This window comes from Sphingopyxis sp. USTB-05 (assembly GCF_023822045.1).
Lineage (GTDB): Bacteria > Pseudomonadota > Alphaproteobacteria > Sphingomonadales > Sphingomonadaceae > Sphingopyxis.
In genome coordinates, this window is sequence record NZ_CP084712.1 from 1661565 (window position 1) to 1688201 (window position 26637).

Consider the following 26637-nt stretch of genomic DNA (forward strand, 5'->3'; position numbering starts at 1 on the left):
CCCGGAGTTTGTTCATGGAAGCCCTGTTAACCTCGACCGCTGTCGTCGCGCTCGCCGAAATCGGCGACAAGACGCAGTTGCTTGCGATCCTGCTCGCGACGCGGTTCAACCGCCCGGTGCCGATCATCTTCGGCATATTGGTCGCGACGCTCGCCAATCATGCGCTCGCGGCGCTGCTGGGCGCATCGGCCGCGGCCTTCCTCGACAGTCCGGTCTTCCGCTACGCCATCGGGCTTTCCTTTGTCGCGATGGCGGCGTGGACGCTGATCCCCGACAAGTTCGAGGACGATGAGGCACCGAAGCCGCGCTTCGGGGCGTTCCTGACGACGCTCGTCGCCTTCTTCCTCGTCGAGATGGGCGACAAGACGCAGGTCGCGACGATCGCGCTCGGCGCGCAATATCACAACGTTCTTCTGGTTACCGCGGGCACCACGCTCGGCATGATGATCGCCAACGTCCCCGCAATCTTCCTCGGCCACGAACTGCTCAAGCGCGTCGATTTGGCCAAGGTTCGCATGGTCGCCGCGACGCTGTTCCTCGTTATCGGCCTTTGGGTGCTGGTGCAGACTGCGGGTTTGCTCGGTTAGCCGGCATTTCGCGTCGCGAGCATTCGCTCGAAACGCCAGCTCGATGAACACATTGCGTCGAGGTCGCGGTTCGCGCTCCAGCCCAGTTCGCGCGCGGCGCGATCGGGGCTGGCAAAGCAGCTCGCGACATCGCCGTCGCGGCGCGGCGCGATGCGATAGGGGATGCTGACCCCGTTCACGCGCTCGAACGCTTCGACCATGTCGAGCACCGAATAGCCCTGTCCGGTGCCGAGGTTCCAGATCGACAGCGGCTGGTCGACCTTGCCGATCGCATCGAGCGCGGCGACGTGTCCGTCGGCGAGGTCCACGACATGGATATAGTCGCGTACGCCGGTGCCGTCGGGCGTGTCGTAATCATTGCCGAACACCGACAGTTCGGCGAGCCGCCCGGCCGCGACGCGGCTGACGAATGGCATCAGATTGTTGGGGGTGCCGTTCGGATTCTCGCCGATCAGCCCGCTGTCGTGCGCGCCGACCGGATTGAAATAGCGCAGGATCGCGATCCGCCACTCGGGATCGGCGGCGGCGACATCGGCCAGCATTTCCTCGATCATCAGCTTGGTGCGGCCATAAGGATTGGTCGCAGAGGTCGGATGATTTTCGTCGAGCGGCAGATATTGCGGCTGGCCGTAGACAGTGGCGCTCGATGAGAAGACGAGCGTCTTCGTGCCGCCGTCGGCCATCGCTTCCAGCAGCGACAATGTGCCGCGAACATTGTTGTCGTAATATTTCATCGGCTCGGTGACCGATTCGCCGACCGCTTTGAGCCCGGCGAAATGGATCACCGCCTCGATCGCGTGATCGCGGATGACCTTGCGCAGCGCGTCGCCGTCGCGAATGTCGCCGGTAACGAGCGGGACCGTCTGGCCGGTGATCGCTTCGAGCCGCTCCATGACCGAGGGATCGCTGTTCGACAGATTGTCAAAGCATACCACATGATGGCCGGCCGCCACGAGCGGCGCCGCAACATGGCTGCCGATATATCCCGCGCCACCGGTCAGTAGAATATTCATCGCTCGATCATCTCCATTCGCGGTTGGGGCCGTCGCCGCCGGATATTCTATCCGGGGCATCCTGCCAAATCATTGCCTGTCGGTCCTGTGCCGCTTTTCGTGTAACCTTCGCGGCGATATCGGCGAACAGGTCTTCAAACGCCGTCATCCGCGTCCGGATAGGGTCGTTGTTGCAATAGCTTCACGCCCGTTCCGCCGTTTTGGTCAGGACAAATGCAATGAGCATCGACGAACCTTCGCTGGCGCGCCTTATGGCGGCATCGCAGCGGGGGGATCGTGCGGCCTATCGGGCGTTGCTCGGCGATAGCCGCAAATGGCTCACCCGCTATTTCGCGCGACGGATCGCGCCGCATCACATCGACGACCTGGTCCAGGAGACGCTGGTTTCGATGCACCACAAGCTTGCGACATGGGACAGCGGACGAGCCTTCCTGCCGTGGCTTGCGGCAATCGCGCGTTATCGCTGGATCGACATGCTGCGCCGCCAACGCGACGAGGCCGAACTGGGTGACAACGATGCGGCGGTCAGCGCCGAGGACGAGGCGGTACATGCCAAGCTGAGTATCGACCACCTGTTGACCTTGCTGCCGCCGGGACAGGCGCAGGCAATCACCCTGGTAAAGATCGAAGGCGCCTCGATCGCCGAGGCGTCGCAAATTTCCGGCCAGAGCGAGTCGCTGGTCAAGGTGAACATCCATCGCGGGCTAAAGAAGCTCGCCGAATTGATTGAAAGCGAATGACGATGAAGGACGCATCGATCGACGATCTGATCGACGGGCTGGCTGACGATCTGACTCCCGTGCGGCCGCGGCGCGTGATGGGCGGATCGCTATGGGTCGCGGCGGGCTGGCTTGGTGCGGGAGCTGTGCTCGTCTGGCTGTTCGGGATGCGGCCCGACCTCGCAGGGGGCGTGATGCCGCCGTTGTCGATGCTTGCGTTCTGGCTCGTCGCAGCGACCGGGGTGGCTGCGGCGTGGAGTGCGCTGCGCATGGGGCTGCCGGGCGTCGGGCGCGACTATGGCGGCTGGCGCTGGGCCGTCGGCGCGTTGTTGGCACTACCGCTCGCCGCGCTCTTCGTATTCTTTGGTGATGCCCATGCGCATACGGAAGCGGCACGGCGCGGCTTCGATGTGCACTGCCTATTGCAGGGTATCGTATCGGGGCTGGGCGTCGGTGCCGCACTATTCCTTTGGCTTCGGGCCGGCGCGCCGACCTCGCCGACGCGTGCTGGGTGGGTCATCGGAGTTGCGGCGGGCGCTGCAGGTGCGTCGATCATCGCCTTGCTATGTTCGAGCGACGATCTCGTTCATATCACGCTGTGGCACGCGTCGGCGGTTCCGGTTTCGGCGATCGCCGGCCGGTTGATCCTGCCTCGCTTCCTACGCTGGTGAGCGGCACCGATTTTCAAACATCAGTCTCGCTGAGCGTCTTCAGATAAATTCCATAGTCGTTCTTGGCAAAATCTTGGGCACGCATCGCCAGCTTTTCCTGATCGATCCAACCCATATTATACGCGACTTCATCCGGTGAGCCGACCTGTTGACCCTGGCGCTCCGTCAGCGTGCGGACGAAATTTCCCGCGTCGAGCAGCGATGCATGGGTGCCGGTGTCGAGCCATGCATAGCCACGACCCATCCGCTTGATCGCGAGCGTTTCGTCGCGAAGATAGCTTTCGAGAAGTGTCGTGATTTCAAGCTCCCCCCGGGCAGACGGCGTAACCGAGCGCGCGCGTTCTGGCGCAGTTCCGTCGACGAAATACAGTCCGGCGATGGCATAGTTGGAAGGCGGCACAGCTGGTTTTTCTACAATTGCGCGAACGTTGCCCTGCTCGTCGAAATCGACCACGCCATAGCGTTGTGGGTCGGCCACATGATAACCGAAGATCGTTGCGCCAACCGGACTTGCGTCAGCTTCCTGCAGAAGGTCGGGTAAGCCGTGGCCGAAGAAGATGTTGTCGCCCAAGACCATCGCGGAAGGGGCGCCGTTCAGAAACTCTTCGGCTAGGATGAACGCCTGTGCAAGGCCGTCGGGGCTGGGCTGGGTCTTATAGCTGATTGCGATGCCCCATTGGCTTCCGTCGCCCAGGGTACGCTGAAACTGCTCCTGATCCTGCGGTGTGGTGATGATCAGGATATCCCGAATGCCCGCCAGCATCAGCGCGGTCAGTGGATAATAGATCATCGGCTTGTCGTAGATCGGGAGCAGCTGCTTGGAGACGCTGACCGTAATGGGATACAGCCGGGTCCCCGAACCGCCCGCGAGGATGATGCCTTTGCGCGCGGTCATGTTCTTTCTTCCAATTCTTCCAGTACCGATTCCAGCGCAACTCGCCAGTCGGGACGAGCCAGGCCGAAAGTGGCTTTGGTCGTACTGCAATCGAGGCGAGAGTTCGGCGGTCGTTCGGCGGTCGCCGAATAGGCGCTTGCGGGAATGGGCCTGAGTTCCGACGCGCTGCCCGCCATCGAAAGAATCTCTGACGCGAAATCATACCAGCTCACGTCCGGCGTGCCGCTGTAATGATAGGTTCCGGATTTCGCGGCGTCGGTCGCCAGTTGTCCTGCGATCGAGAGGCAAGCCGCCGCGATCCCCGACGCGGCGGTTGGTCCGCCTGTCTGATCCTCGACTACGCTTATTACGTCGCGGGTTTTGGATAATCGCAACATGGTTTTCAGGAAGTTCGAGCCATGCGCGGAAAAGACCCAGGAAGTACGAAGGATCGCGTAACGGCCTCCCGCCGTTCTTATCGCTTCCTCACCCCAAAGCTTCGTTCTCCCATAAGCGTTTATGGGGCGGGTCGCGTCTTCGGGGGCGGAGGCTTCCGTGCTGGCGCCGTCGAAGACATAGTCCGTCGAAATATGGACGAAGGGAATGTCCATCTCGGCGCATATGCGAGCCATTGCGGCGGGGGCATCCGCATTTATTACCCGGGCCAGCGCCTCTTCTTCTTCGGCTTGGTCAACCGACGTGTAAGCTGCGGCATTGATTACGGCTGCGGGTGCATGGCTGCGAATGGCGGCCGCGCAGGCCGCGGGGTCCGCAAGGTCCGCCTCGGCTCTCCCCAAAGCCGTGATGCCGGCATATTTTCGAAGCTCGGTGCCAACTTGGCCGGTTCGTCCGAAAACGAGGATATTCACGCCGCCCTCCGCCCGGTTCCGAGACGTTTACCCAGGCCTTGACGTTCGAGCATCGGACGCCACCAGCTCTCATTGTCGAGATACCAGCCTATCGTTGTCCTCAGCCCTTCTTCGACGGTGACTGACGGGCGCCAGCCAAGCTCGTCGCGCGCCCGCGATGCGTCGATCGCATAGCGGGCGTCGTGACCGGGGCGGTCGGCGACATAGGTAATGAGATCGGCATAGGGCTTCCCGTTCGCGCGCGGGCGAATATCGTCCAGGATCGCGCATATGGCTTGGACGATATCCAGATTCGAACGTTCATTGTCGCCGCCGATGTTATAGCTGCGCCCGACACGGCCCGCTTCGACCACCCGGAGCAAAGCCTCGGCGTGATCGAGAACAAACAGCCAGTCGCGGACGTTCGATCCATTGCCGTAGATCGGGATCGGACACTCCGAAACGGCGTTAAGGATCACGACCGGGATCAGCTTTTCGGGAAACTGATTGGGGCCATAGTTGTTCGAGCAATTTGTGAGAACGACCGGCAAGCCATAGGTTTCGTGCCACGCCCTTACCAAATGGTCGGAACTGGCTTTCGACGCGGAATAGGGGCTGCGCGGACTATAGGGGGTTTCTTCATGGAAACGGTCGGCGGGATCCGCTGACAGTGAGCCAAAGACTTCATCCGTGCTGATGTGATGAAAGCGGAATTTGTCGGGTTTGCCCGCATCCGACCAATATTTCCGGGCCGCCTCGAGAATATTGAAGGTCCCCACGATATTCGTCTGGATGAAATCGTCCGGACCATCGATGGAACGATCGACATGCGATTCCGCTGCCAGATGCATGACCGCATCCGGACGATGTCGGGTGAAAATTTCGGTGAGCGCCGCGCGATCACGGATGTCCGCATGCTCGAAACTATATAGCGGGCTGTCAGCGACCGTCGCAAGATTTTCGAGGCATGCCGCATAGGTTAGCGCATCGAGGTTCACCACCTCGTAGCCGCGCGATATCGCCAGCCGAACCACTGCTGAACCGATGAACCCCGCTCCGCCTGTGACGAGTATCTTCATGCGCGGCCCTGCCACAAAAAGGGGCTGTCCAGACTGGCGAGCGGACCGGCTTCTGCGTCACGGCCGCTAAGTATGGGAGTGCCGGACAGCGGCCACTCGATCCCAATCTCCGGGTCGTCCCAACGTATCGTTCCTTCGGCCTCTGGAGCGTAATAGTCCGAGCATTTGTATGAAATTTCCGTATCGGCCTCGCGGGTCATAAACCCATGAAGAAAGCCTGCCGGGACAAGGAGTTGTCTGGCGTTCTCGAAGCTGAGTTCGATCCCGAACCATTTGCCGAAAGTCGGGGAGCCTTTGCGGATATCCACCGCGACATCGAATAGTCGTCCGCGACCGCAGCGAACCAGTTTGGCCTGCGCGTGAGGGGGCGATTGATAATGGAGACCGCGCACCGTCCCGGCCTGCGCCGAGAATGAGATATTGTCCTGAACAAAGGCAATATCGACCCCGAGCTCGCTAAAGCCCCTTTGATTCCAGACCTCGCTAAAGAAACCCCGGTGATCGCCATGGCGATCCGGAGTGATGACCTTAAGTCCGGGGATGGGTTCGTGGATTTCCATTGTGGTCCATTTGATAATTGGGATTATTGGGTTCCGCGGCCGGAATGAGTTGTTCTTCGCAATTTTCTCACGTTGGCAAACAGGAGCGCGCGCACGCAGAGGAATGCTCGCCACGACGGCTATCGGTCGCGCTGCTGGATCGGGCGGACGGCGCAATTATAGTATGGCGATTACAAATCATGAAATGGCTCCGGTGCCAAATTCTACGCGAGCCATTGACACATTCCTACCGTCAAAAACTAGGCCGGTATCTGCCTCGATGATTTGCGGTCGTGATTCTTCACCAAGGGAGAAAGGGGGGATAAAAATCGACACGCAATCCGAGCGTCGCACTCCTCTGTAGTGGTCCAAATAGATGAAAGACACACGCTGGTTGACTGCACCGACAAGTGAAATGGACGGCGGCTTTCGCCATCCTGACATGACACCCTGATTTTCCTCCAACTGTGATTAGAGTCCGGCCTTGAAGGAAGGACTGGCAGATGAATCGTACGAGGTTTTCGGAAGAGCAGCTCATCGACGTGTTGAAGAATGCGGAGGCGGGCACGAAGCCGGGCGAGCTGGCGTGGCGTCACGGGGGTCGGAAACGATGATTTACAACTGGAAGACGAAGTCTGGTGGTGTTGAGGTGTCGGAGGCGAAGCGGCTGCGCTCGCTCGAGGACGAGGAGCTGAAGTGGTTGCTTGCGGACGCGATACTGGACAATGCGGCGCTGACGAATTTTCTTACAGAAAATGGTGTCGCCCGCCGTTGAGAGGGAAGCTCGCCCGGATCTAGGCTTGCCATGGGATGAGCGAGCCGCGAGCGTGCGCTACCAGTCGCAGCGTGGCGACAATAGCGATGTTCGGGAAAAGCTGTGCGGGCTGGAGCAGCAGCGTTGCCAGTTAGGTTATCGGCGCCTGCATATCCTGCAGCGTCGGGAGGGCGTGACAATCAATAGGAAGTATGCTCAGCGCCTGTATCGGGAGGAACAACTGACGGTCTGGCTAACACTTGACGGGCGTCGGGCGATCGGTGCGCGGGCGCCCGCGCTTGCGCTGCGAACCAGCGCTGGAGTCTCCACTTCGTGCATGATCAGATCGCTTCAGGCGGGCGGTTCCTAATGCTCAACATGACGGAAAACGAGAAGGCCGCGTTCCACTGGCGCAGCCTTTTTGCCGTCTACGGAAAGCGCTCATTGTGGGATTTGCGGCGATGCCGGCGGTGGCGCTCATCGCTCAGTTTCTGCGAATTGTAACGTAGATGTACGATGAGCGCGACGGCGCCGAAAGTGAGCAGCGCGATAATAACGTAGGCTGCAACTGTTCTGGGTTCGATGATGATTACTCCGGCTCGAATAAATCGAGACCCCGGCTTGATACGCGCACCTGCAGTATAGGTTCCGCTACAGTTGTCGTGCGAAATGCAGTGTCATCCGATCAACATGGGCTGCGAACCAAAATGTTGAAAGCGCGCTCGTCGGCGGATTGATGTTTTGCTGCGTCCGCTTGCCACTCCATATCCCACGTAGGTCCGCGAGCAGCGTGAACGTCCGCAAGGCGGAGGGACGGACTTACGCCGGTTTGAAGCTTAAACTGGGAATCGAAATCGACGAAATAGAGGCTTTTTTTCAAGATTAGGTGCTAGGTGTTCAGTCCCGGCATCTGGTGGATCGGATTGATGATGAATCGATCTGGTTCTGTAGTCCAGATTTTGCATATGTATTCGTAAGGGGTGAGGCCGCTGAGGGTCTTGAGTCTACGAGCGAAGTTATAGGCGTCCATGAAGTCGTTGAGGTGCGTGCGCAGCTGCTCGTGGCTGTCGTAATGGAAGCGTTTGACGGTGGCGTCTTTAATCGTACCGTTCATCCGTTCGACTGCCCGTTCGTCCAGGGATGGTTGGGCTTGGTGAGCCGATGCTCGATGGTGTTGGCCTCGCAGATCATGTCGAAGCGCATCTGGCGCGACCAGGCGGTGTTCCGGTTGCGAGGCTGATCGGCGAACTGGATGCCATTGTCGGTCAGGATCGTGTGGATACGATAAGGCACGGCTTTCAGCAGGTGTTCGAGGAACTCCCACGCTGTGCGCCTGTCCGCCTTTTCCACGAGCTGGGTGACGGCGAACTTGCTGGTGCGGTCGATAGCCACGAACAAATACAGCTTGCCTTCAGCGGTCTGCACTTCGGCGATATCGATGTGGAAGAAGCCGATCGGATAGCGCTTGAAGCTCTGTCGCTTCGGCTTGTCACCCTCGATGTCCGGCAGACGAGAGATGCCATGCCGCTGAAGGCATCGGTGTAGCGCTGAACGGCTCGGGTGTGGGATCGACGGCTGCAGCGCATAGAGGCAGTCATCAGTGGCAGCAACGTGTGGCGCCGGAACGCAACGATCGCTGCCTCTTCGGCTTCGGTGAGTTCGTAGAATGAGGGGCCTTCGGCCCGGTCTTCAGATCCTCGACCGTTGCTCTCTTGCGCCACTTCGCCACCGTCTTCGGGTTGATCCCCAGCTCCCGGCTCAGCGCCGTGAGCGAAGCTTGCGATCGCTGTATTGCTGCTCGGACGGCGTGCGTGGTCGTGGCGCTCCCGTGACGCATCTGGCGCATAATGCTTCCTTCCAATCCAACGAAAGGATCGCACCATCAAACCGTGGGATCAAACACCTAGGTTGGAGTGACCACTTCGAATATATCGCCGTCACCATCAAGAATGAGCAGCCGTCCATCCAACGTGACGAGAAAGCTGGTGATCGCATTGATGGTTCCGGCGTCGGGTGCGAAATCCAGGTTGCGCCCGGCAAGCGCCGTCGCATCCAACGTCACTATGGTGTCGAATATCCGGTTGGCGTCGATTGTCCATATGTCGCCCGTCTCGCCGTCGCCCATGATCAGCTGGCCGTTGAGCGAAGCGATCGGGCCGCTGTACACAGGCCCCAGGATCAGTTGGAGAGAATTTCTTGGCAATGCGGGATTGCGTGGTCCGTGAGGCATGAACAGCGCGGGCTCGACAAGGCCAGCCGGCGTGGTTCCGAAGATGTCCCTCGTACCTTCCCGATATGGAAAGCCGAAATTGCTTGTGGGTGTGTTGATATCAAGACGGTTGATTTCACCCGCGACCCTGCCTCCCTGATCGCCCACCAATAATCTATTTCCGACGAATGTCGCTGTGGCCGGTCTCGCTAAGCCCTTCGCGACGATCTCGAAGGAATAGTCGGGCGCTGTTCCGGCCGGCTTACGGCGAACCCGGAAGATCTTGCCAATGAAGGTAGCATCGGTACCCGCTTGCTCGTCCCTGCTCTCCGCTCCACTGCCCATGTAAAGGTCGCCGTCGGGGCCAAAACTCATCCATATGGTGTCACGGGCTCGGCCATCGAAAGCCGCAACGCGCGTCGTGTTGAAGGGCAACCCGGCCTCGACCTTGGTTCGTTCCACTACACTCAGTCTGAATGAGCTGGATGGATTGTCACCGATGGTCGTTACGTACAGCAACCCGTCGCTTGCATAGTTGGGCGACGCGGCGATGCCCATTGTACGCGTCACTATATCGGAGTTTGCCTCGCGTATTCTGGTGTAGAGCGTCCGCGCTCCGGTCGCTGGATCGAAATAATAGATAAAGCCGTCCTCGTGGGCGATAAAGATTCGCGTATCCCCCGGGATTACCGTCATTGCGATCGGTCGCGTCAATCCCGAAATGATCCGGCGCACCGCGATCCCTTCGCGGCTGTTGGTCACCGTGACGGTGAGCGGTAGCGACGCGGTCGTCCGGCCATCGCTCACTGACAGCGTAACCCGATAGACATTATCGCTGTCGGCATCAGTGGGCGCATCGAAATCTGCCGGGGCAACAAAGTTGAGAAGGCCTTTGGAGCTGATCGAAAAACGTGCCGTGTCTTCCCCGCCGCTGATAGAAAAAGTAAGCGGATTGCCTTCCGGATCGGTCGCTGTCGCCTGATACAGCAACGCGGCGTTTTCGACCACAGCCACCGAAGCCGACGACGTGAATTGCGGTGCATCATTCGGGGGGAGGGTGATTGGATCGCCTCCGCCGCATCCCGAAAGAAATAAAGCCGAGGGTGCAAGAAACGCCGAAAGGGCGGTTTTTCTATTCATTACGGAGGCTTATCTCGTGCCACGCCTTGGGTCAACTTATCGTATGATTAGCCTTATACTCGCTTGACAGGTGCCGAGACTTCGGCAGTGCGATCACGTCTCCCACGGGCGCGCTCACTTGTTGGATGCGCGCAGCAAGCATCCGCTTTCCATCTGTGCCGCCACCGTTGTTCCTGCGGGTCAATCGTTCAACGGCACGCCCATGGCCGTCTGGGATGGCGACGGTCCGATCTGGTGCGCAGAGGGCCCCCATGTTCGCCTGTCGGGCATCGCAGCTCGCGAGATGGATGGAACGTGCCGTCCAGGGCATCCGTGCCCGCCTGCCGATCCGAAGTCATCTCGTGACCATCTCGCCGGATTGGTAGGCACGCCGACCGGCAAGCTGCCCACGCCCGACAAGGCCCGCGAGAGGGCGGCCGAGCTGCGGCGCCTCGTCGACACCGGCGTCGATCCCTTCGAGGCCGACGAGGCGGCTCACAAGGGCAGGGAGCGCGAGCGGGTCGCTACCCTCGAACGGGCGTTCGATATCGTCGCCGACAAGTGGCTGAAGTCGTATAAGCTGGATCGTCATGGAAAGCCGCGGCGCCAGTCGAGCGTCAACATTGCGACGACGGTCGCGCGCCACCTGAAAGCGCAATTCGGGTCGCGACGGATCGACGAACTTGGCCGTGCGGATATCATTGCCGCACTCGACGCCATCGCGCCGGGCAAGGTCGCCATGCGGTCGAGTGTCTTTTCCTATGGCCGGATCCTGTGGAAGTGGGCTTTTGCCCGCGAACTGGTCGACGCCATTCCCTTCGCGGCCTTGAGCGCGCCAGCGAAGCCCGCGAGCCGCGACGTCATCCTGTCCGATGCCGAACTGGCGATCGTCTGGCGCGCGAGCCGCAAGGTCGAATATCCGTTCGGCCCCGCGTTCCGGCTGCTGCTGCTCACCGGGCAGCGCCGCAGTAAGGTTTTCGGGATGAAGTGGGAGGAACTGGACAAGAAGGCCGCGACGTGGACGGTCCCGGCCGATCGTGCGAAGAATAATCAGGCTCACGTCGTGCCGCTCACCGACATGGCGATCGTCGAGCTAACCGCCATGCTAGCGCAGCCGGGCCAGAAGGCGCCGACGGAGTGGCCAAAGCGCGGGCTCGTTTTCACGACGAACAACAAGACTGCGGCCAGCGGGATATCGAAGGCCAAGCTGCGCCTCGACGCTGCGGCGCAAGAAATTGCGGGCAAGGGCGGGGCGAGCGTTCCGGCTTGGCGCCTTCACGATCTCCGCCGCACGTTTGCGACCGGCCTGCAAAAGCTCGGCGTCCGCATGGAAGTGACCGAGGCAGTGCTGAACCATATCAGCGGGAGCAAGGCCGGCATCGTCGGCATTTACCAGCGGCACGATTGGGCGGACGAAAAGCGAGCGGCGCTGAATCTCTGGGCAGTGCATGTTGCCGAGTTGATCGCGCCAAAGGCTGTAGAAGCGCATACCGGCTGACGCTGGCCTTTCGCAACCCGCAAGCACGTCACGCGTTACGCCGATCGCGTCCTGACCCTCCTGTTCTCGATGGGCGCACGGCAACCACACTTACCCCGCCAGCTTCGGTTGGCGGGGTTTTTATATCCTCGACTCCCGCGCGGATAAGCCTCGGCTCTTTCGGCAAAGGCTCTCAACGGCGACCCTCGTGAGAGCCGATGGTCCTTCTCTTGCGTAGCCATACCAAGAGGACGGGAGGGCCGCGCTCCACCAGTGCGGCCCTTTTGACCTAATCCTTTCTTCACCCCGATCGATTATCCCAACCCCGCTTCTGACCCAGGAGCCGGAACCCCGTCACGCGGCCCTCGTGTGGCGGGGTTTTCGCGTGTGCGACTCGATAACGGGCGGGCGGGTAGTTCTCGAGCTCTCGCCCTATGGTCGTGGCGTCTCAATTCGCCCGGCCGACCAGCCGCAAGAGTTCTTGCGCGGTTTGATTGCGGGCGCAATTTGAGATTACCCCGATTTGGCTACGATTGTCAGTTGTCAATGAAGAGACGCACGAACGGCACCATTGCAGTGAGAAAGAGCAATGCGACCGGCGCTACATCGAATCCCCAAAACCAGCGGATTTCGCTTCGATATAGACCCTGATGAAACCGCATGAGTCGAGCAACCGAGCGGGTCATTTCGTTTTCTTCGTCGTGAGCCTGCACAACGCGCTTATCGGTGATTGCGACAATCCGGGCTGCCATGTCGTCTCTGGTGGCGTCAATCAGACTTTCGAGTTCTCCCAACTTTGCGTTGGCTTCAATCGACTTCTGTTCCCGAGCACCAATCAGACCGATCACATCATTGGCTACGCGACGAGCCACTTCCGTAGGCATGGTCCCCGCATTTGACACGTCAAAGCGATCAAGGATGGCTTTGATTTCCGTTCCTTTGCTTTCGACTTCAAGCAAAGTCCTAACACGGTCGATCGCCTCCCTAATCTTTTCAGGTTCCAGCGCCTCTGTCGCGACTGCGGGCAGGTTGTTGTTGATGTTCGTGACATGTTGCACGGTTGCTTTGGCGCTGAGACGAAGTTGCTGGAAAACGCGTTCGACGTCGGTTTCCCCCGCGAAGAGCTGATTGGCGTGCAGCTTGATGCGCTGAAATGCCTGATAGAATCCAATGGCCATGAAGATCGCGACAAGGCCGGCGACCCACACAATCACGCTCTTGCTGTACGTCAGAGAAAAGCCCAGATGCCCGAACGTGCTTTCACCCCCGACAACCGGCGGCGATCCCATCGCCGCAACCAGAGTGATGCCTGACCAGAGAAGGCTGTTGCGCTTCGCTTTTCGAAAATCATCTGTGTATGGGAAGGCCAGATTTTCATCGCTCATTTCGCACCCCGCCGACAACGCACCGCATTGTCATATAGCAAAGGGGCGTCGGATCGAAACCCGACGCCCCCAATCCGGATCTATTTGATAGCAGGCAGCTAAGGCCCGCCGTCGGCGACGGGACAGCCGGGGCCGTGTCCGCGAAGTCGATCCCGCGCAGGATCGCAATCATCCTCGCCGCCGCTATGATCCTGCTCATCGCCATTGGGCTCAAGATCGGTGTCACCGTCCAGCTCGTCGAGCCTGTCGATCATCCTTGCCACCATGCGCGCCAGAAGCGGGCGGGGCAGCGAGGGGATGATGTCCAGCGCAAGATCGAGGGGGAGGCTCGACGCGGCGCCCTTGGCCATGATCGGCCGCAGCACACTCACCGCAGCACTTGTTTCGCCAAGTCGGCCAGCGCGAAGCCGAAAGCAACGAAAGCGATGCAGGTGAAGGCGATTGCCACCTCCCACGCCCGCGCGGGGTTGCGGGGCGGGGTCACGTTGCCGCTTCCCGAGTAGGGTCGATAAGGCGCTCTGCATCGATTGCGAGCAAGGCAATGGCCTCTTTGGCGCACCACCAACCGTCCTCGATCTCGGCTTCGCGCATGACGTCGATCTTCAGCCGAATATCGGCCAGCGTCTCCGCGGGCGTGAACAAGATCGCATCAACCGATGCCGAGTAAGCCACCGTGGCATTTTCGGCCGATTGTTCGCTGGGGTAGATCCTCGTCGCATTGCGTCGACAGATAGGCCTTGCTCGGATTAAGGATGTCGTCGAGCGATGTCGAAGTGCGGCCTGCCCGATGATCTAAACCACTGATCGATGCCGGCCGATTGCATCCGCTCAAGGAGCGTCGGCTTTTTCGTCATTCTGCTTCCCCCCTTCGATCACCCCGAGCCGCGGCTTGCCGTCGGGATCGTCCAGATTGAGCGCAGCGAGCCGCAGAGCATGCGCCCATTCGTCCCATGCCTCATTGTCGGGATCGTCTTTCGCGCCCTCACGCTCGACCGCGCGGGCCGCATCGACCAGATCATCAGGCTGGATCGCACCCGACCGCATCAGGGCGCGCGCAAGGTGATATAGTGCGCTCTGGGCAGGGGCGGCGTCGTCGGACATGGACATCGGTGTAGGCAACCGTTCCCGAATTGGAAATAGTTCGCGACCGCGCTCACGGTCCTGACCATTTGCTTATTTTTAGAAATTCTGATCTTTTTGCGCCGCTCGCTTGGTGTCAAAAAACGGCGGAAAAGCTATGGTGAGCCCTGCTGGGTTCGAACCAGCGACCTACTGATTAAAAGTCAGTTGCTCTACCGACTGAGCTAAGGGCCCATCGCGCTGCCGCCGAAGCGGGCTTGCGAAGTGAGCCGCCGCCCTAGTGCGCCGATGCGGCCCGGTCAACCGGCTTTGGACGCGAAAGGCGCGCGGCAAGTTGACGGACGCTGCGACCGTGCAGGGGATGCTGCCATTTAGGGACGATCGCGCGCAGCGGGCCAAGGACGAAAGCACGCTGTTCGATCGCGGGATGGGGGATCGTCAGCCTTCCGTCAGCCCAGGCGCCGCCCGACCAGAGCAGGATATCGAGATCGAGCGTTCGCGCGCCCCAGCGCTGGCCCATACGGCGGCCGAAGCTCGCTTCGATCGTTTGTAGCCGCTCGAGCATTTCGGGCGGGCTCAGCGGCGAGGCGACGAGCGCGACGGCGTTGGCATAGCGGCGGCGCGACGGGCCGATGGGATCGCTTGCGATGATCGGGCTGGCGTCGACCGCCTCGATATCGTCGCTCTCCAGCGCCGCGAGAGCGGCCAGCAACACTGCGCGCGGGTCGCCGAACCGCACGTGGCGCCGGTTCGAGCCGAGACCGATTGCATAAAGGGGAAGCGGCATTGCGTTGCTCATAAACGTGCGCCTATCGCAGATATGTGGAGATTGACAGCCCATTGCCCGGAACCGAGCCGCCGCGCGATTGCCCGCGCTGCCCGCGCCTCGTCGCATTGCGGCGCGAATGCCAGGCTGAGTATCCCGATTGGTGGAACGCGCCAGTTTATGCATTCGGCGATCCTGACGCGTGGCTCGCGTTTGCGGGACTTGCACCGGGCAAGCATGGCGCGAACCGGACGGGCCGGCCATTCACGGGCGATTATGCTGGCGATCTGTTGTTTGCGACGCTCGCCGAATTCGGGTTGAGCAAGGGATGCTACGATGCGCGGATCGACGACGGGTTGATGCTCGACGGCGCAATTATCGTCAACAGCGTCAAATGCCTGCCGCCGCAAAACAAGCCAACGCCAGCGGAAATCGCAAGCTGTCGCCCCTTTTTCGAGACGCAACTGGCGGCCCTGCCGAAGGCTCGTGTAATTATCGCGCTGGGGCGCATCGCACATGATGCTACGCTACGGGCCGTGGGAGCACGGCTTTCAGCCTTTCCCTTCGACCATGGCGCGGTCCACGCGCTCCCCGATGGACGATATCTGGTCGATAGCTATCACTGCTCGCGCTACAACACGAACACCGGTCGGCTGACGCCAGAAATGTTCTCCGACGTCTTCCGTACCGCGCTGTTCCTCAAGGGTCAGACGAGGGGGCCGAATTCCTCCACCAGCCCCCGGTAAAGCGCGCGCTTGAACGGCACGATCAATTTTTCGATCTCGTTTAGTTGGGCCCATTTCCACGCACGAAATTCCTGATGCTTTGTATGGATATTTACGTCGCTGTCCTCGCCCATGAAGCGCATCAGGAACCAGTGCTGGCGCTGGCCGCGATATTTGCCGCCCCACATCTTGCCGATGAGATGATCAGGCAGGTCATAGAAATATTCCTCGCGGCTGCGCGAGATGATTTCGACCAATCCGCCATGAATGCCGGTTTCCTCGCCGAGTTCGCGGATCGCCGCTTGCTCGGCATCCTCGCCGTCGTCGATCCCGCCCTGCGGCATCTGCCAGGCTTCGCTCGACGTATCGAGCCGCTGACCCACGAAGACGCGGCCGTCGCGATTGGCGAGCATGACGCCCGCGCAGGGGCGGTAGGGGAGTTTGCTATGATCGATCATGCCGCCCCGGTAGCTTCGGCGACGATCGCTTTCAATACGGTCAATGCCCCGCGAATATCCTCCTTCGCGCTCGGAATGCCCTGCGACAGATTGATATAGCCGTGGATCGTGCCCTTCGCCTCGCGGTAGGTGGTGGGCACGCCGGCCTCGATCAGCTTTGCGGCATAGGCGCGGCCCTGATCGCGCAGCGGGTCGAGCCCGGCGGTGATCAGCAGCGTGGGCGGCAGGCCCTCGGCGGGGAAATCGAGCGGCGAGGCGCGATAATCGGCGGGGTCGGCGGCATAATGATTGCCGAACCAAGTCATGCTGCCCGTGGTCAGCAGATGGCCTTCGCCGAAATCGCGATAGCTCTGCCAGTCGTCATGCGTCGTGACTGCTGGATAGATCGGATGAATTGCGATCACGGGTTTCGACGCAGGCTTGTCGCGAAGCGCGAGCGCGGTGGCGATCGTCAGATTGCCCCCGGCGCTTTCGCCCGAAAGGACCAGTCCGGTGCAGGGGATGTTGTCGGCAACCCAGCGTGTCGCGGCCTCGCAGTCGACCGGCGCGGCAGGGAAGGGGTGTTCGGGCGCAAGGCGATAATCGACCGCGATTACCGGTATGTCGAGTAGCCGCGCCGCCTCGGCACAATAGGGATCGTGGGTGTCGAGATCGCCGATCACCCAGCCGCCGCCATGATAAAAGACCATGACGGGGCCAGCTTCGCGGTCGGGCCGACTATCATAAATGCGGATCGCGATGTCGCCAGCAGGCCCAGGAATGCTCTTGTCCTCGACCTTTGCGATGTCGCCGCGCGGCATGTCGGCAAGCTGCCCCATCATCCGGAACATTTCGCGAGCGCCCTCCGGCGGCATTTCTTCCATCTTCGGACCTTCCTGCGCGTTCAGGAAGGCGAGGAAGGCCGCCACATCGGGGCGCGTAAAATGGGTGGTGCCGTCGGTCATCTGCGTCTCTCCCTGATCGCCATTTTCGTCATGCTATTCGGTATCGGCGGGGCAAATTCAATCCCGAAATGAAACTCACCTATGCTTCACCCTTTGCGGCGCACAATTTTTTCTCAATTGCGGCTTGGCGCGCAGGGGCCTAGGCCAATGTCATAGGTTCGCAAGATTAAGGCAGAAGAGACGATGGCGACAGCGGTAGTGGACCAGGCCGACAAACGGCAGTCCCCCCTTTCGGATGCAGTGGTGGTACGATTTGCCGGCGATAGCGGCGACGGGATGCAGTTGACCGGTGGTCAGTTTACCTTGTCGTCAGCGCTCGCGGGCAACGACTTTGCGACCTTCCCGGATTTTCCCGCCGAAATCCGTGCGCCGCAGGGCACGCTGTTCGGCGTCTCCGCCTTCCAGATCAATTTCGGATCGTCGGCGATCGACACCGCGGGCGACGCACCCGACGTGCTCGTTGCGATGAACCCCGCGGCGCTCAAGACCAATGTCCCGCAACTGAAGCCGGGCGGCCTGATAATCGCAGACGAGGGCGAGTTCAACGATCGCAACCTCGCCAAAGCGAAATATGAGGCGAACCCGCTCGACGACGGCAGTCTCGCAAAGTGGCAGCTTCTCAAGCTCAATATCAGCCAGTTGACGATGGACGCCGTGAAGCCCTTTGGCCTTGGCAACAAGGAAGCCTTGCGCTGCAAGAATATGTGGACGTTGGGGCTTGCGCTCTGGATGTTCGATCGCGATCGGCAGCCGCTAATCGACTGGCTCAACGCGAAATTCGCGAAGGCACCCGATCTAGCTGCCGCTAACGTCGCCGCGCTTAACGCAGGCCACGCCTATGGTGAAACCGCCGAACTCGCAGGGCCGCTTAAGCAGCATCATGTCGACCCCGCGCCGGTCGCGCCCGGCCTCTACCGCACGCTGACCGGCGCCGAGGGCATCGCGCTCGGCCTTGTCGCGGGTGCGCAGCTTGCCGAACTGCCGATGTTTTTCGGCGGCTATCCTATCACGCCCGCCTCGGCGATCCTGCATCATCTGTCGCGGCTCAAGGAATATGACGTCACGACCTTTCAGGCCGAGGACGAAATCGCGGCCATCTGTTCGGCGATCGGCGCGAGCTATGCGGGTTCGCTTGGCGTCACCAGCTCTTCGGGACCCGGCATCGCACTGAAGGGCGAGGCGATGGGCCTGGCGATCATGACCGAGCTGCCGCTCGTCATCGTCAATTCGCAGCGCGGCGGCCCCTCGACGGGCCTACCGACCAAGACCGAGCAGTCGGATCTCTATCAAGCGGTCTATGGCCGCAACGGCGATGCGCCGATGCCCGTCATTGCTGCGCGGTCGCCTGGCGATGCGTTCGAATGCGCGATCGAAGCGGTGCGCATCGCGGTGAAATATATGACCCCGGTGATGCTGCTGACCGACGGCTATATTGCCAATGCGGCCGAGCCTTGGGCCGTTCCCGATCTCACGACTTATGAGGCCTTCCCAGTCGAATTCCTGACCGAGGCGCCCGAGGACGGTTTCAAGCCCTATGGGCGCGACGAAAATCTGAAGCGCCCGTGGGTGAAGCCCGGCACGCCGGGCCTCCTGCACCGTATCGGCGGGATCGAGAAGGAACTCGACACCGGGCACATCAACTATGCCCCCGAAAACCATCAGGCGATGACCGATATCCGCAAGGACAAGATCGACGGGATCAAGGTTCCCGACCAGATCGTCGAACTTGGTGCCGAGGGCGGCAAGCTCGCGGTCGTAGGCTGGGGCTCGACTTTCGGGCCGATCCATCAGGCGGTGCGCCGCAAGCGCGCCGAGGGGCTCGACGTCAGCCACGTCCATATCCGCCATATCTGGCCGCTGCCTGCCAATCTCGGCGAGCTGCTCAAGAGCTTTGACCGTGTGATCGTACCCGAAATGAACACCGGCCAGCTCAAGACGGTACTGCGCGACCAATATCTGGTCGACGCCAAGCCCGTGAACAAGGTGTCGGGCCAACCCTTCACCATCGCCGAAATCGAAGCCGCTATCGAAGGAGCGCTCGCATGAACGAGATGACCACCATCGCGCGCCCGACGACGCTCAAGGATTGGGAAACCGATCAGGAAGTCCGCTGGTGCCCCGGCTGCGGCGACTATGCGATTCTGAAGGCGGTGCAGCGCACGATGCCCGAAATCGGCACCGCGCCCGAAAATACCGTGTTCATCAGCGGCATCGGATGCTCGTCGCGCTTTCCCTATTATATGGAAACCTATGGCTTCCACACGATCCATGGGCGTGCGCCGGCGTTCGCGACGGGGCTGAAACTCGCCAATCCGAACCTCGACGTGTGGATCGTCACCGGCGACGGCGACGGTCTGTCGATCGGTGGCAATCACACGATGCACCTGATCCGCCGCAATCTCGATTGCCAGATCATGCTGTTCAACAACGAGATTTACGGCCTGACCAAGGGGCAGTATTCACCGACAAGCCGCGTTGGCACGACCAGCCCGTCGACGCCCTATGGCTCGGTCGACCGCCCGGCGCAGCCCGCAGCCTTCGCTCTCGGAGCTGGCGCGCGTTTCGTCGCGCGCGGTTTCGACGTGTCGAAGGAATTGCCGAATGTGCTAAAGGCGGCGCATGCGCACAAGGGCGCCGCTTTTATCGAGATTTTTCAGAATTGTATCGTCTATAACAAAGACGTGTTCGAGGATTTCGCGGCGCCAAAGGGTGCCGAGGACCGCCAACTTTGGCTCAAGCAGGGCGAACCGATGCTCTATGCCAAGGGCACCAAGGGTATCGCGCTAGACGCCGAGGCGCTGCACCTCAAGACCGTCGATGTCGTCGATGGCGACTGGCAGGCAGCGGGCGTGATCGTGCATGACGTCACCAACCGCAGCGTCGCGCATATGCTCGTCGAAATGCGCTTCGGCGAATTTCCGATGGCTTTGGGCGTCCTCTATGACGACCCGCGCCCGACCTTCGAGGCCGATGTCGTCCGTCAGAACAAGGCGGCTGCCGAGGGTAAGACTGCCGATCTCCAGAGCCTGCTGAAGAAGGGCCAGACCTGGACGGTGACCGAAGGTGGGCCCGAACTCTGATTTTCCGCCGTCATGGATAATCTGACGCATAGCCTCGTCGGCGCGGTTCTGGGCCAGATGGGGCTCAAGCGAAAAACCGGCCTGGCGATGCCGACGTTGATCATTGCGGCGAATCTGCCCGATATCGATGCGGGATGTGCCATTTATGGCATCGAATCGCTCTCGATGCGGCGCGGGGTCACGCACGGCCCGATCGCGCTCCTGCTGCTGCCGATCCTGCTTTGGGCGCTGATGATCGCGTTCGACCGCTGGCAGGAGCGACGCGGCAAGCGGCCGGCGGGGCGTCTGCCGATCGACAAGGGCTGGTTACTCGCGCTCGCCTATATCGGCTGCTTCAGCCATCCTGCGCTCGACTGGCTCAACAATTACGGTATCCGTCTGCTCGAACCGTTCAGCCACCGCTGGTTCTATGGCGACAGCATCTTCATCATCGATCTTTGGATATGGATTGCGCTCGGCGTCTCGGTCTGGCTGTCCCTGCGTGAAGAACGCCGTGGCGCGGCCAACTGGCAGCGCCCGGCTTGGATCGGCTTCACGGCCGTCTGCGCCTATATTCTCGCGAACGGCGCAATCACGGGTGCTGCCGAGCGCATGACCTCGCGCGCGCTGGAGGCTGGGGGACGGAAGGATGCGCTCGTCGTCGCGAGCCCGCCGCCGCTCGCCTTCTGGAAACGCGACATTTTCTGGCGGACCGCCGACCGCTACGGCACCGCGAGCTTTGTTCCCGGCGTCGGCGGTCACGTCGATCTGACCGGCGCGCCGACCGGAATGGACGATCCGCGTCTCGCGACGTGGGTCAAGGCCGATCCCGCGGCGCGCGCCTTTCTTTTCTGGTCGCGCATGCCGGTGGCGCAAAGGCAAGGCGATGCGATTTTACTTCGCGACCAGCGTTTCATGCATCCGCTTGCGCAGGACCGCTTTCAGGTCCGGCTGACTGCGCCCGACACCGCGAGTTATCCCGAATGACGGCTGCGCGTGACGTCATAGCGTCACGTGTTTCAACCGATTGTCAGCGGCATGCGTTTGAGGCAGGAAGGTGTCAATGAACACGCATGTCAGCCCGCGCCGCGGTAAGGAACTGCTCCGCGCCGACCGTGCCTATCGCTCAGGCGGCGGCATGGCGCGGCTGCTCGCGCTGGCCCCGGGGGCGCTTTTTCACCGAATGCTCGACCGGATCGACGCGGGCCTCGCGCTGGGCACGATCGAGGGCCATCTGCCCGACGGCAGCGTGCGCCTGCTCGGCGGCCGCGGCAAGGGGCCGACGGCGGTGGTCCATCTCCATAGCTGGGCGGCACTGGCGCGGCTCGCGCTTTCGGGTTCGGTGGGCTGGTACCGCGCGTGGGAAGCCGACGAATGGTCGTCGCCGGATCCGGTGCCGCTGTTCGACCTTTTCATGCGCAACGGCGAAACTCTGGGCAACGTAGGGCGAGCGCATGGGCCATGGCGTTGGCTCAACAAGACCATCCACGCTCTCCACCGCAACGACCGGCGCGGGGCAAAGCGGAATATCCATGCCCATTATGATTTGGGCAATGATTTCTACCGCTTGTGGCTCGACCCGAGTATGAACTATTCGAGTGCGCTGTTCACCGATCCCGCTCAGTCGCTGGAGGAAGCGCAGGCGGCGAAGGTCGACGCGATCCTCGACCGGCTCGACCTCAGATCGGGAAGCCGGCTGCTAGAGATTGGCTGCGGCTGGGGTGCGCTTGCCGAACGTGCGGTCGAACGTCACGATGTGCTCTACACCGGCATCACCCTTTCGCCAGCGCAAGCCGAAATCGCTGACGCGCGGCTTGCGATGGTCGACCTGTCGGATCGCTCGCGTATCGAGATCTGCGACTATCGCGACGTGCAGGGCCCCTATGACGCGATCGCCAGCGTCGAGATGGTCGAAGCCGTTGGCGAGGCCTATTGGCCCGCCTATCTCGACACGATCGCGCGACTGCTGCGTCCCGGCGGAAAGGCCGCGATCCAGTATATATTGATCAATGATGCGCTGTTCGAACGCTATGCGGCCAGCAGCGACTTTATTCAGGCCTATATCTTCCCGGGCGGTTGCTTGATTTCGGAAAGCCGCTTTCGGGCGCTCGCCGAGGCGCGTGGACTTGCCTGGCGCGATGTTCGCCGGTTCGGCGGCGATTATGCCGAGACGCTGCGCCAGTGGCGCGAGCGTTTCGACGCAGCGGTCGCGGCGGACCAGCTTCCGTCGGGTTTCGACGCCCGCTTTGTCCGGCTTTGGCGTTACTATTTGCAATATTGCGAAGGGGGCTTTCGCGGGGGCGGCATCGACGTCGCGCAAGTCACACTCGAAAAGACAGCCTGAAAAACAGGGGAGGAAACCACATGCGAAGATTTTTGGCGGCGGTGCTGCTGTGCACTGCGGCGGCCGGGTGCAGCGCGCCCACGGCACCTGAGAAAACCAATCAACTGCCAAAGGATCTGAATGTGCTGTTCTGGACCCAGGATCAACGCGACGCCGCTTTCCGTACGATGGAGACGGTTCCCAAGGTGGTGGTCAATACGGTCAAGGCGGGTGGCCCGGTCTATCCGCTACCGCAGGGCGCGCCGCTCGATCTCGGGACCGATGTCGACGCCTATATGGCGAAACAGCGCAATGCGGGCCTGATTATCGTGCAGGACGGCAAAGTCCGGTTCGAGAAATATGCCCTCGGCTATGGCGCCGCTGGGCGCTGGACGAGCTTCTCGGTCGCCAAAAGCTTTACGTCGACGCTCGTCGGCGCCGCGGTGAAGGACGGCTATATCAAGAGCCTCGACGACAAGGTCACCGCCTATATCCCCGGCCTCAAAGGGTCGGCCTATGACGATGTATCGGTGAAGCAGTTGCTCACCATGACCTCCGGGGTCAAATGGAATGAGGATTATACCGACCCCAAGTCGGATGTGGCGCTATTCAACTTGCAGAAGCCGGTTGCGGGGGAGGATATAACTGTCAGCTATATGAAGACCTTGCCGCGCGAAGCACCCGCGGGGTCGAAGTGGGTTTACAAGACCGGAGAGACCAATTTGATCGGCGTGCTCGTATCGAGCGCTACGGGCAAAACGCTGTCGGAATATCTTTCCGAAAAGGTCTGGAAGCCCTTCGGCATGGAGCAGGATGCAGTGTGGATGCTGGGCGCGACGGGGCATGAGATCAGCGGCTGCTGCATGTCGGCGAGCCTCAAGGATTATGCGCGCTTTGGTCAGTTCATACTGAATGGCGGCGTTGCGGGCGGAAAGAAGGTGCTACCCGACGACTGGCTGCCCGCCGCGACGACCAAGCAAGCCGGCATCGACCTGCCAGGACGCGGTTATGGCTATCAATGGTGGACCAACGACGACGGCAGCTTCGCCGCGCAGGGCATCTTCGGGCAGGGCATTTTCATCGATCCGAAGCGAAAGCTTGTGATTGCTTCGAATGGGAATTGGCCGACGGCGACCGATCCCGAGGGCGTCGGCGCAGCACGCGAGGCTTTTTACAAGAGCGTGCAGGCGGCTGTGGACAAAGAAACCAGATAGTCGTCGCCCCCGCGAAGGCGGGGGCTGTTATCGGCGTTGTGCAAGGTTGTCGTCGCCCCAGCGTCCGCGGGGGCGACGGACGTTAGTCGACGACAGTTGCCGTCGCGCGTTGGGCCAGCCACACCGCGACAAGCGGGACGGCGACGCCCAGCGCCATGATCCACCAGGTGTCTGCGAGCGTGACAGCGCGATAAAGCGCGGCGCCGATCACGGAGCCCGCGACAATCCAGCCTGGGCCGGTGCCCGCCGAAATGCGCATCGCGAACCAGCCGCCACCAAAAGTGCCGATAAACCAGCCGACGATCAGCGCGATCGTCGATCCGATCGGAATCAGCACTTCGCCGCTATTGGGGTCATAGACATCGGGCGAAATCTCGCTGCCGGCATATTGGGCGAGCCAGATCAGCCCGAACGCGACGACGATGCCGATCACCGCGGCAATCGCCGACCGCAAAATAGTCTTGGTCATTAATGCGCCCTCGCAAACCCTCTTATGCGAGTGTCTTAGCGCAGGAAAACGAAGATGGCGTTAAGCTTTTTCCATGACCTTGGGCAGCGCGTGGAAGGCGGTGCTTTCGAACCCTTCGACCATCATCCTGGCGACAAATTCGCCGACCGCTGCGGGATCCTTGATGCTTTGCGGATCTTCGCCAGGATAAGCGCGCGCGCGCATCTGCGTCCGCGTGCCGCCGGGATCGAGGATCGCGGTGCGCACGGTCGAGATGTTGCGCATTTCGGCACCATAGCTCGACACCAGGACCTCGAATGCCGCCTTGGACGCGGCATAGGCGCCCCAATAGGCGCGCGGTTCGCGTGCGACGCTGCTCGACAGCGCGATCAGGCGGCCGCTGGCCGCGCGGCGCAGCAGCGGATCGAAATTGGCGATCAGCGCCTGCTGCGCGATCAGGTTCAGCGTCAGCAGCTTGTTGAATTCCTTGCCGTCGATCGCGGCGACGGGGGTAAGCGTGCCGAGCATTGCCGCGTTGAGCACGAGCATGTCGAGCTGCTGCCAGCGCTCGGCGATCGCGCTCGCGAGGCGCGCGATGCTGTCGCCGTCGGTCAGGTCCAGCGGGGCGATCGTCGCGCTGCCGCCGGCTTCGTGGATGCGGTCTTCGAGTTCTTCGAGTCCGCCAGCGGTACGCGCGGTGATTACGACATGCGCCCCGCGCGCGGCGAGCGATTCCGCGATCGCTTCGCCGATGCCGCGGCTCGCCCCAGTGACGAGCGCAACTTGGCCCGCCAGTTCCTTAGACGTCGTATTCATTGTGTCAGACAACCCGTTCGGCAAGCAGGGAAAATTGATCTTCCAGCCCATGCTCATCGAAATCGGTCAGCGTGGTCGGATAGTCGCCGGTAAAGCAGGCGTCGCAATATTGCGGAGCGTCGTCGCTGCGCTTCACTTCGCCCAGCGCCCGGTAAAGGCCGTCGATCGAGATAAATGACAGGCTGTCGGCGTTAATGAAATTCGCCATCTGGCCGACACTCATCTGCGCTGCGAGCAATTTGGCGCGCTCAGGGGTGTCGACGCCATAGAAGCAGCTATGCTGCGTCGGCGGGCTTGCGATGCGCATATGCACTTCGGTCGCGCCCGCGTCGCGCATCATCTGCACGATCTTGAGGCTGGTCGTGCCGCGCACAATCGAATCGTCGATCAACACGATACGCTTCCCCGCGATCAGCGCGCGGTTGGCGTTGTGCTTCAACTTCACGCCCAAGTGGCGGACCTTGTCGCCCGGCTGGATGAAGGTGCGTCCGACATAGTGCGAGCGGATGATGCCGAGTTCGAACGGGATACCCGATTCCTGCGCATAACCGATCGCTGCGGGCGTGCCCGAATCGGGGACCGGGATGACGAGATCTGCTTCGACCGGGTTTTCGCGCGCCAGTTCGGCGCCGATTGCCTTGCGCACCGAATAGACGCTGGTGCCGTCGACGATCGAATCGGGGCGCGAGAAATAGACATATTCGAAGATGCAGGGCCGCGCCGGATGGTCGGCAAAGGGGCGATGCGAGGTTAACTGGCCATCGCGAATGATAACGAGTTCGCCAGGCTCGACCGAACGCACGAATTCGGCGCCGACGACGTCGAGCGCCACGGTTTCCGAGGCAAGGATATGCGCATCGCCAAGCTTTCCGATGACGAGCGGGCGGATGCCAAGCGGGTCGCGGCAGCCGATCATGCCCTCTGCGGTCAGGCAGATCAGCGAATAGGCGCCTTCGACCTGCTTCAGCGCATCGATGAACCGATCGAGCAAAGAGCGATAGTTGGACGTCGCGACGAGGTGGATGATGACCTCTGTATCGCTGGTCGACTGAAAGATCGAACCCCGGCGGACGAGTACTTTGCGTAGCGCTGCCGCGTTCGAAATGTTGCCATTGTGAGCCACCGCAAAGCCGCCCGTCGCGAGATCGGCGAACAGTGGCTGGACGTTCCGCAGCGCGGTTTCGCCAGTGGTCGAATAGCGGACATGGCCGACCGATGACCCGCCTTGCAACTGGCGCATGATGTCGTCGCGGTCGAAATTGCCCGCGACATGGCCCATCGCGCGGTGGGTGTGGAATTCCTTGCCGTCGAAGGCGGTTATGCCTGCGGCTTCCTGTCCGCGGTGTTGCAAGGCGTGGAGGCCCAGCGCGACTACCGCAGCGGCGCTATCGGCGCCATGAATACCAAATACGCCGCACTCCTCGCGGAGCTTGTCGTCGTCAAAAGGATGGGTCGTCAGCATGTCGTTCCAGGGGCAGGGGGGCAGTGACTGCGGCGCATATAGGGACGGCAATCGCAAATGTCGCCCCC

The 26637-nt window shown here is 61.3% G+C and carries 26 protein-coding genes, 1 tRNA gene and 2 pseudogenes; 11 read left to right on the plus strand and 18 right to left on the minus strand.

Annotated features, from left to right (window positions below; translation table 11 throughout):
• The first annotated feature begins 14 nt into the window (after window positions 1-14).
• Window positions 15-587 carry a TMEM165/GDT1 family protein gene (locus KEC45_RS07400; protein ID WP_252171815.1) on the plus strand — a complete coding sequence of 191 codons (573 nt, stop codon included), beginning with the start codon at window positions 15-17 and terminating at the stop codon, window positions 585-587.
• Here KEC45_RS07400 and galE read toward each other — a convergent pair.
• Complete coding sequence (gene galE, locus KEC45_RS07405; protein WP_252171816.1) at window positions 584-1600, minus strand: UDP-glucose 4-epimerase GalE; 1017 nt, start codon at window positions 1598-1600, stop codon at window positions 584-586. The genes KEC45_RS07400 and galE overlap by 4 nt on opposite strands.
• A gap of 218 nt (window positions 1601-1818) precedes the next feature.
• On the opposite strand from galE, the gene KEC45_RS07410 reads away from it, so the two are divergent.
• A complete protein-coding gene (locus tag KEC45_RS07410; protein WP_252171817.1) occupies window positions 1819-2340 on the plus strand; it encodes a sigma-70 family RNA polymerase sigma factor in 522 nt (173 codons plus the stop codon).
• 2 nt (window positions 2341-2342) lie between these two features.
• On the plus strand, window positions 2343-2990 hold the full coding sequence (locus tag KEC45_RS07415) for an NrsF family protein (RefSeq protein WP_252171818.1): 648 nt from the start codon (window positions 2343-2345) through the stop codon (window positions 2988-2990).
• Between the two features lie 13 nt (window positions 2991-3003).
• Here KEC45_RS07415 and rfbA read toward each other — a convergent pair whose 3' ends face one another.
• From rfbA to rfbC, 4 genes are read right to left on the minus strand one after another with little or no spacing between them, the layout of a single operon-like run.
• The gene (gene rfbA / locus KEC45_RS07420; protein WP_252171819.1) at window positions 3004-3885 is read right to left on the minus strand and encodes a glucose-1-phosphate thymidylyltransferase RfbA; all 882 of its coding nucleotides are present in this window, start codon (window positions 3883-3885) and stop codon (window positions 3004-3006) included.
• Complete coding sequence (gene rfbD / locus KEC45_RS07425) at window positions 3882-4733, minus strand: dTDP-4-dehydrorhamnose reductase (protein ID WP_252171820.1); 852 nt, start codon at window positions 4731-4733, stop codon at window positions 3882-3884. Before rfbD ends, rfbA begins: the two co-directional genes overlap by 4 nt.
• Window positions 4730-5791, minus strand: coding sequence for a dTDP-glucose 4,6-dehydratase (gene rfbB, locus KEC45_RS07430; RefSeq protein WP_252171821.1), 1062 nt, complete (start codon window positions 5789-5791; stop codon window positions 4730-4732). The genes rfbD and rfbB overlap by 4 nt, the downstream gene beginning before the upstream one ends.
• Window positions 5788-6351 carry a dTDP-4-dehydrorhamnose 3,5-epimerase gene (rfbC, locus tag KEC45_RS07435; protein WP_252171822.1) on the minus strand — a complete coding sequence of 188 codons (564 nt, stop codon included), beginning with the start codon at window positions 6349-6351 and terminating at the stop codon, window positions 5788-5790. Before rfbC ends, rfbB begins: the two co-directional genes overlap by 4 nt.
• A 482-nt stretch (window positions 6352-6833) precedes the next feature.
• Between rfbC and KEC45_RS07440 the strand changes: the two are divergent.
• Window positions 6834-7474 (plus strand): annotated as a pseudogene (locus tag KEC45_RS07440) (transposase); the annotation flags it as partial.
• A gap of 499 nt (window positions 7475-7973) precedes the next feature.
• Here KEC45_RS07440 and KEC45_RS07445 read toward each other — a convergent pair.
• Window positions 7974-8930: pseudogene (locus KEC45_RS07445) on the minus strand (IS481 family transposase).
• 57 nt (window positions 8931-8987) lie between these two features.
• The gene (locus tag KEC45_RS07450) at window positions 8988-10433 is read right to left on the minus strand and encodes a PQQ-dependent sugar dehydrogenase (RefSeq protein WP_252171823.1); all 1446 of its coding nucleotides are present in this window, start codon (window positions 10431-10433) and stop codon (window positions 8988-8990) included.
• A 202-nt stretch (window positions 10434-10635) separates the two neighbouring features.
• Here KEC45_RS07450 and KEC45_RS07455 point away from each other — a divergent pair, with 202 nt between their 5' ends.
• Entirely contained in the window at window positions 10636-11910 is a 1275-nt protein-coding gene (locus KEC45_RS07455; RefSeq protein WP_252171824.1) for a site-specific integrase, read from the plus strand.
• A 515-nt stretch (window positions 11911-12425) separates the two neighbouring features.
• Here KEC45_RS07455 and KEC45_RS07460 read toward each other — a convergent pair.
• The 6 genes from KEC45_RS07460 to folK all read right to left on the minus strand — a co-directional run bounded on the left by KEC45_RS07460 (window position 12426) and on the right by folK (window position 15153).
• On the minus strand, window positions 12426-13274 hold the full coding sequence (locus KEC45_RS07460; RefSeq protein WP_252171825.1) for a hypothetical protein: 849 nt from the start codon (window positions 13272-13274) through the stop codon (window positions 12426-12428).
• A 98-nt stretch (window positions 13275-13372) separates the two neighbouring features.
• Entirely contained in the window at window positions 13373-13645 is a 273-nt protein-coding gene (locus KEC45_RS07465; protein ID WP_252171826.1) for a hypothetical protein, read from the minus strand.
• Window positions 13646-13754: 109 nt separating this feature from the next.
• On the minus strand, window positions 13755-13946 hold the full coding sequence (locus KEC45_RS07470; RefSeq protein ID WP_252171827.1) for a hypothetical protein: 192 nt from the start codon (window positions 13944-13946) through the stop codon (window positions 13755-13757).
• 156 nt (window positions 13947-14102) lie between these two features.
• Window positions 14103-14375, minus strand: coding sequence for a hypothetical protein (locus KEC45_RS07475; RefSeq protein WP_252171828.1), 273 nt, complete (start codon window positions 14373-14375; stop codon window positions 14103-14105).
• 137 nt (window positions 14376-14512) lie between these two features.
• Window positions 14513-14588 (minus strand) — tRNA-Lys (locus KEC45_RS07480).
• A gap of 43 nt (window positions 14589-14631) precedes the next feature.
• A complete protein-coding gene (gene folK / locus KEC45_RS07485; protein WP_252171829.1) occupies window positions 14632-15153 on the minus strand; it encodes a 2-amino-4-hydroxy-6-hydroxymethyldihydropteridine diphosphokinase in 522 nt (173 codons plus the stop codon).
• Between the two features lie 23 nt (window positions 15154-15176).
• Here folK and KEC45_RS07490 point away from each other — a divergent pair, with 23 nt between their 5' ends.
• On the plus strand, window positions 15177-15866 hold the full coding sequence (locus KEC45_RS07490) for a uracil-DNA glycosylase (protein WP_252171830.1): 690 nt from the start codon (window positions 15177-15179) through the stop codon (window positions 15864-15866).
• Here the strand turns inward: KEC45_RS07490 and KEC45_RS07495 are convergent.
• On the minus strand, window positions 15827-16303 hold the full coding sequence (locus KEC45_RS07495; protein ID WP_252171831.1) for an RNA pyrophosphohydrolase: 477 nt from the start codon (window positions 16301-16303) through the stop codon (window positions 15827-15829). The two genes, KEC45_RS07490 and KEC45_RS07495, sit on opposite strands and share 40 nt — an antisense overlap.
• Window positions 16300-17247, minus strand: a complete 948-nt coding sequence (locus tag KEC45_RS07500; RefSeq protein ID WP_252171832.1) for an alpha/beta hydrolase — start codon at window positions 17245-17247, stop codon at window positions 16300-16302. Before KEC45_RS07500 ends, KEC45_RS07495 begins: the two co-directional genes overlap by 4 nt.
• 183 nt (window positions 17248-17430) lie before the next feature.
• Between KEC45_RS07500 and KEC45_RS07505 the strand changes: the two genes are divergently transcribed.
• The 5 genes from KEC45_RS07505 to KEC45_RS07525 all read left to right on the plus strand — a co-directional run bounded on the left by KEC45_RS07505 (window position 17431) and on the right by KEC45_RS07525 (window position 23843).
• On the plus strand, window positions 17431-19293 hold the full coding sequence (locus tag KEC45_RS07505) for a 2-oxoacid:acceptor oxidoreductase subunit alpha (RefSeq protein ID WP_062181245.1): 1863 nt from the start codon (window positions 17431-17433) through the stop codon (window positions 19291-19293).
• Window positions 19290-20327 carry a 2-oxoacid:ferredoxin oxidoreductase subunit beta gene (locus tag KEC45_RS07510; protein WP_252171833.1) on the plus strand — a complete coding sequence of 346 codons (1038 nt, stop codon included), beginning with the start codon at window positions 19290-19292 and terminating at the stop codon, window positions 20325-20327. The genes KEC45_RS07505 and KEC45_RS07510 overlap by 4 nt, the downstream gene beginning before the upstream one ends.
• 12 nt (window positions 20328-20339) lie before the next feature.
• Window positions 20340-21293, plus strand: a complete 954-nt coding sequence (locus KEC45_RS07515; protein WP_252171834.1) for a metal-dependent hydrolase — start codon at window positions 20340-20342, stop codon at window positions 21291-21293.
• A 76-nt stretch (window positions 21294-21369) separates the two neighbouring features.
• Window positions 21370-22650 carry a cyclopropane-fatty-acyl-phospholipid synthase family protein gene (locus KEC45_RS07520; RefSeq protein ID WP_062181236.1) on the plus strand — a complete coding sequence of 427 codons (1281 nt, stop codon included), beginning with the start codon at window positions 21370-21372 and terminating at the stop codon, window positions 22648-22650.
• 20 nt (window positions 22651-22670) lie between these two features.
• Window positions 22671-23843 (plus strand): serine hydrolase, encoded by a 1173-nt coding sequence (locus tag KEC45_RS07525; RefSeq protein ID WP_252171835.1) that lies wholly within the window; start codon window positions 22671-22673, stop codon window positions 23841-23843.
• 82 nt (window positions 23844-23925) lie between these two features.
• Here the strand turns inward: KEC45_RS07525 and KEC45_RS07530 are convergent, their stop codons facing one another.
• Genes KEC45_RS07530 through purF form a run of 3 tightly spaced genes read right to left on the minus strand, consistent with a single transcriptional unit; the run spans window position 23926 to window position 26569 of the window.
• On the minus strand, window positions 23926-24312 hold the full coding sequence (locus tag KEC45_RS07530) for a hypothetical protein (RefSeq protein WP_062181231.1): 387 nt from the start codon (window positions 24310-24312) through the stop codon (window positions 23926-23928).
• A 60-nt stretch (window positions 24313-24372) separates the two neighbouring features.
• Window positions 24373-25107 carry an SDR family NAD(P)-dependent oxidoreductase gene (locus KEC45_RS07535; RefSeq protein WP_252171836.1) on the minus strand — a complete coding sequence of 245 codons (735 nt, stop codon included), beginning with the start codon at window positions 25105-25107 and terminating at the stop codon, window positions 24373-24375.
• 4 nt (window positions 25108-25111) lie between these two features.
• Window positions 25112-26569 carry an amidophosphoribosyltransferase gene (gene purF, locus KEC45_RS07540; RefSeq protein WP_252171837.1) on the minus strand — a complete coding sequence of 486 codons (1458 nt, stop codon included), beginning with the start codon at window positions 26567-26569 and terminating at the stop codon, window positions 25112-25114.
• Window positions 26570-26637: the final 68 nt, after the last annotated feature.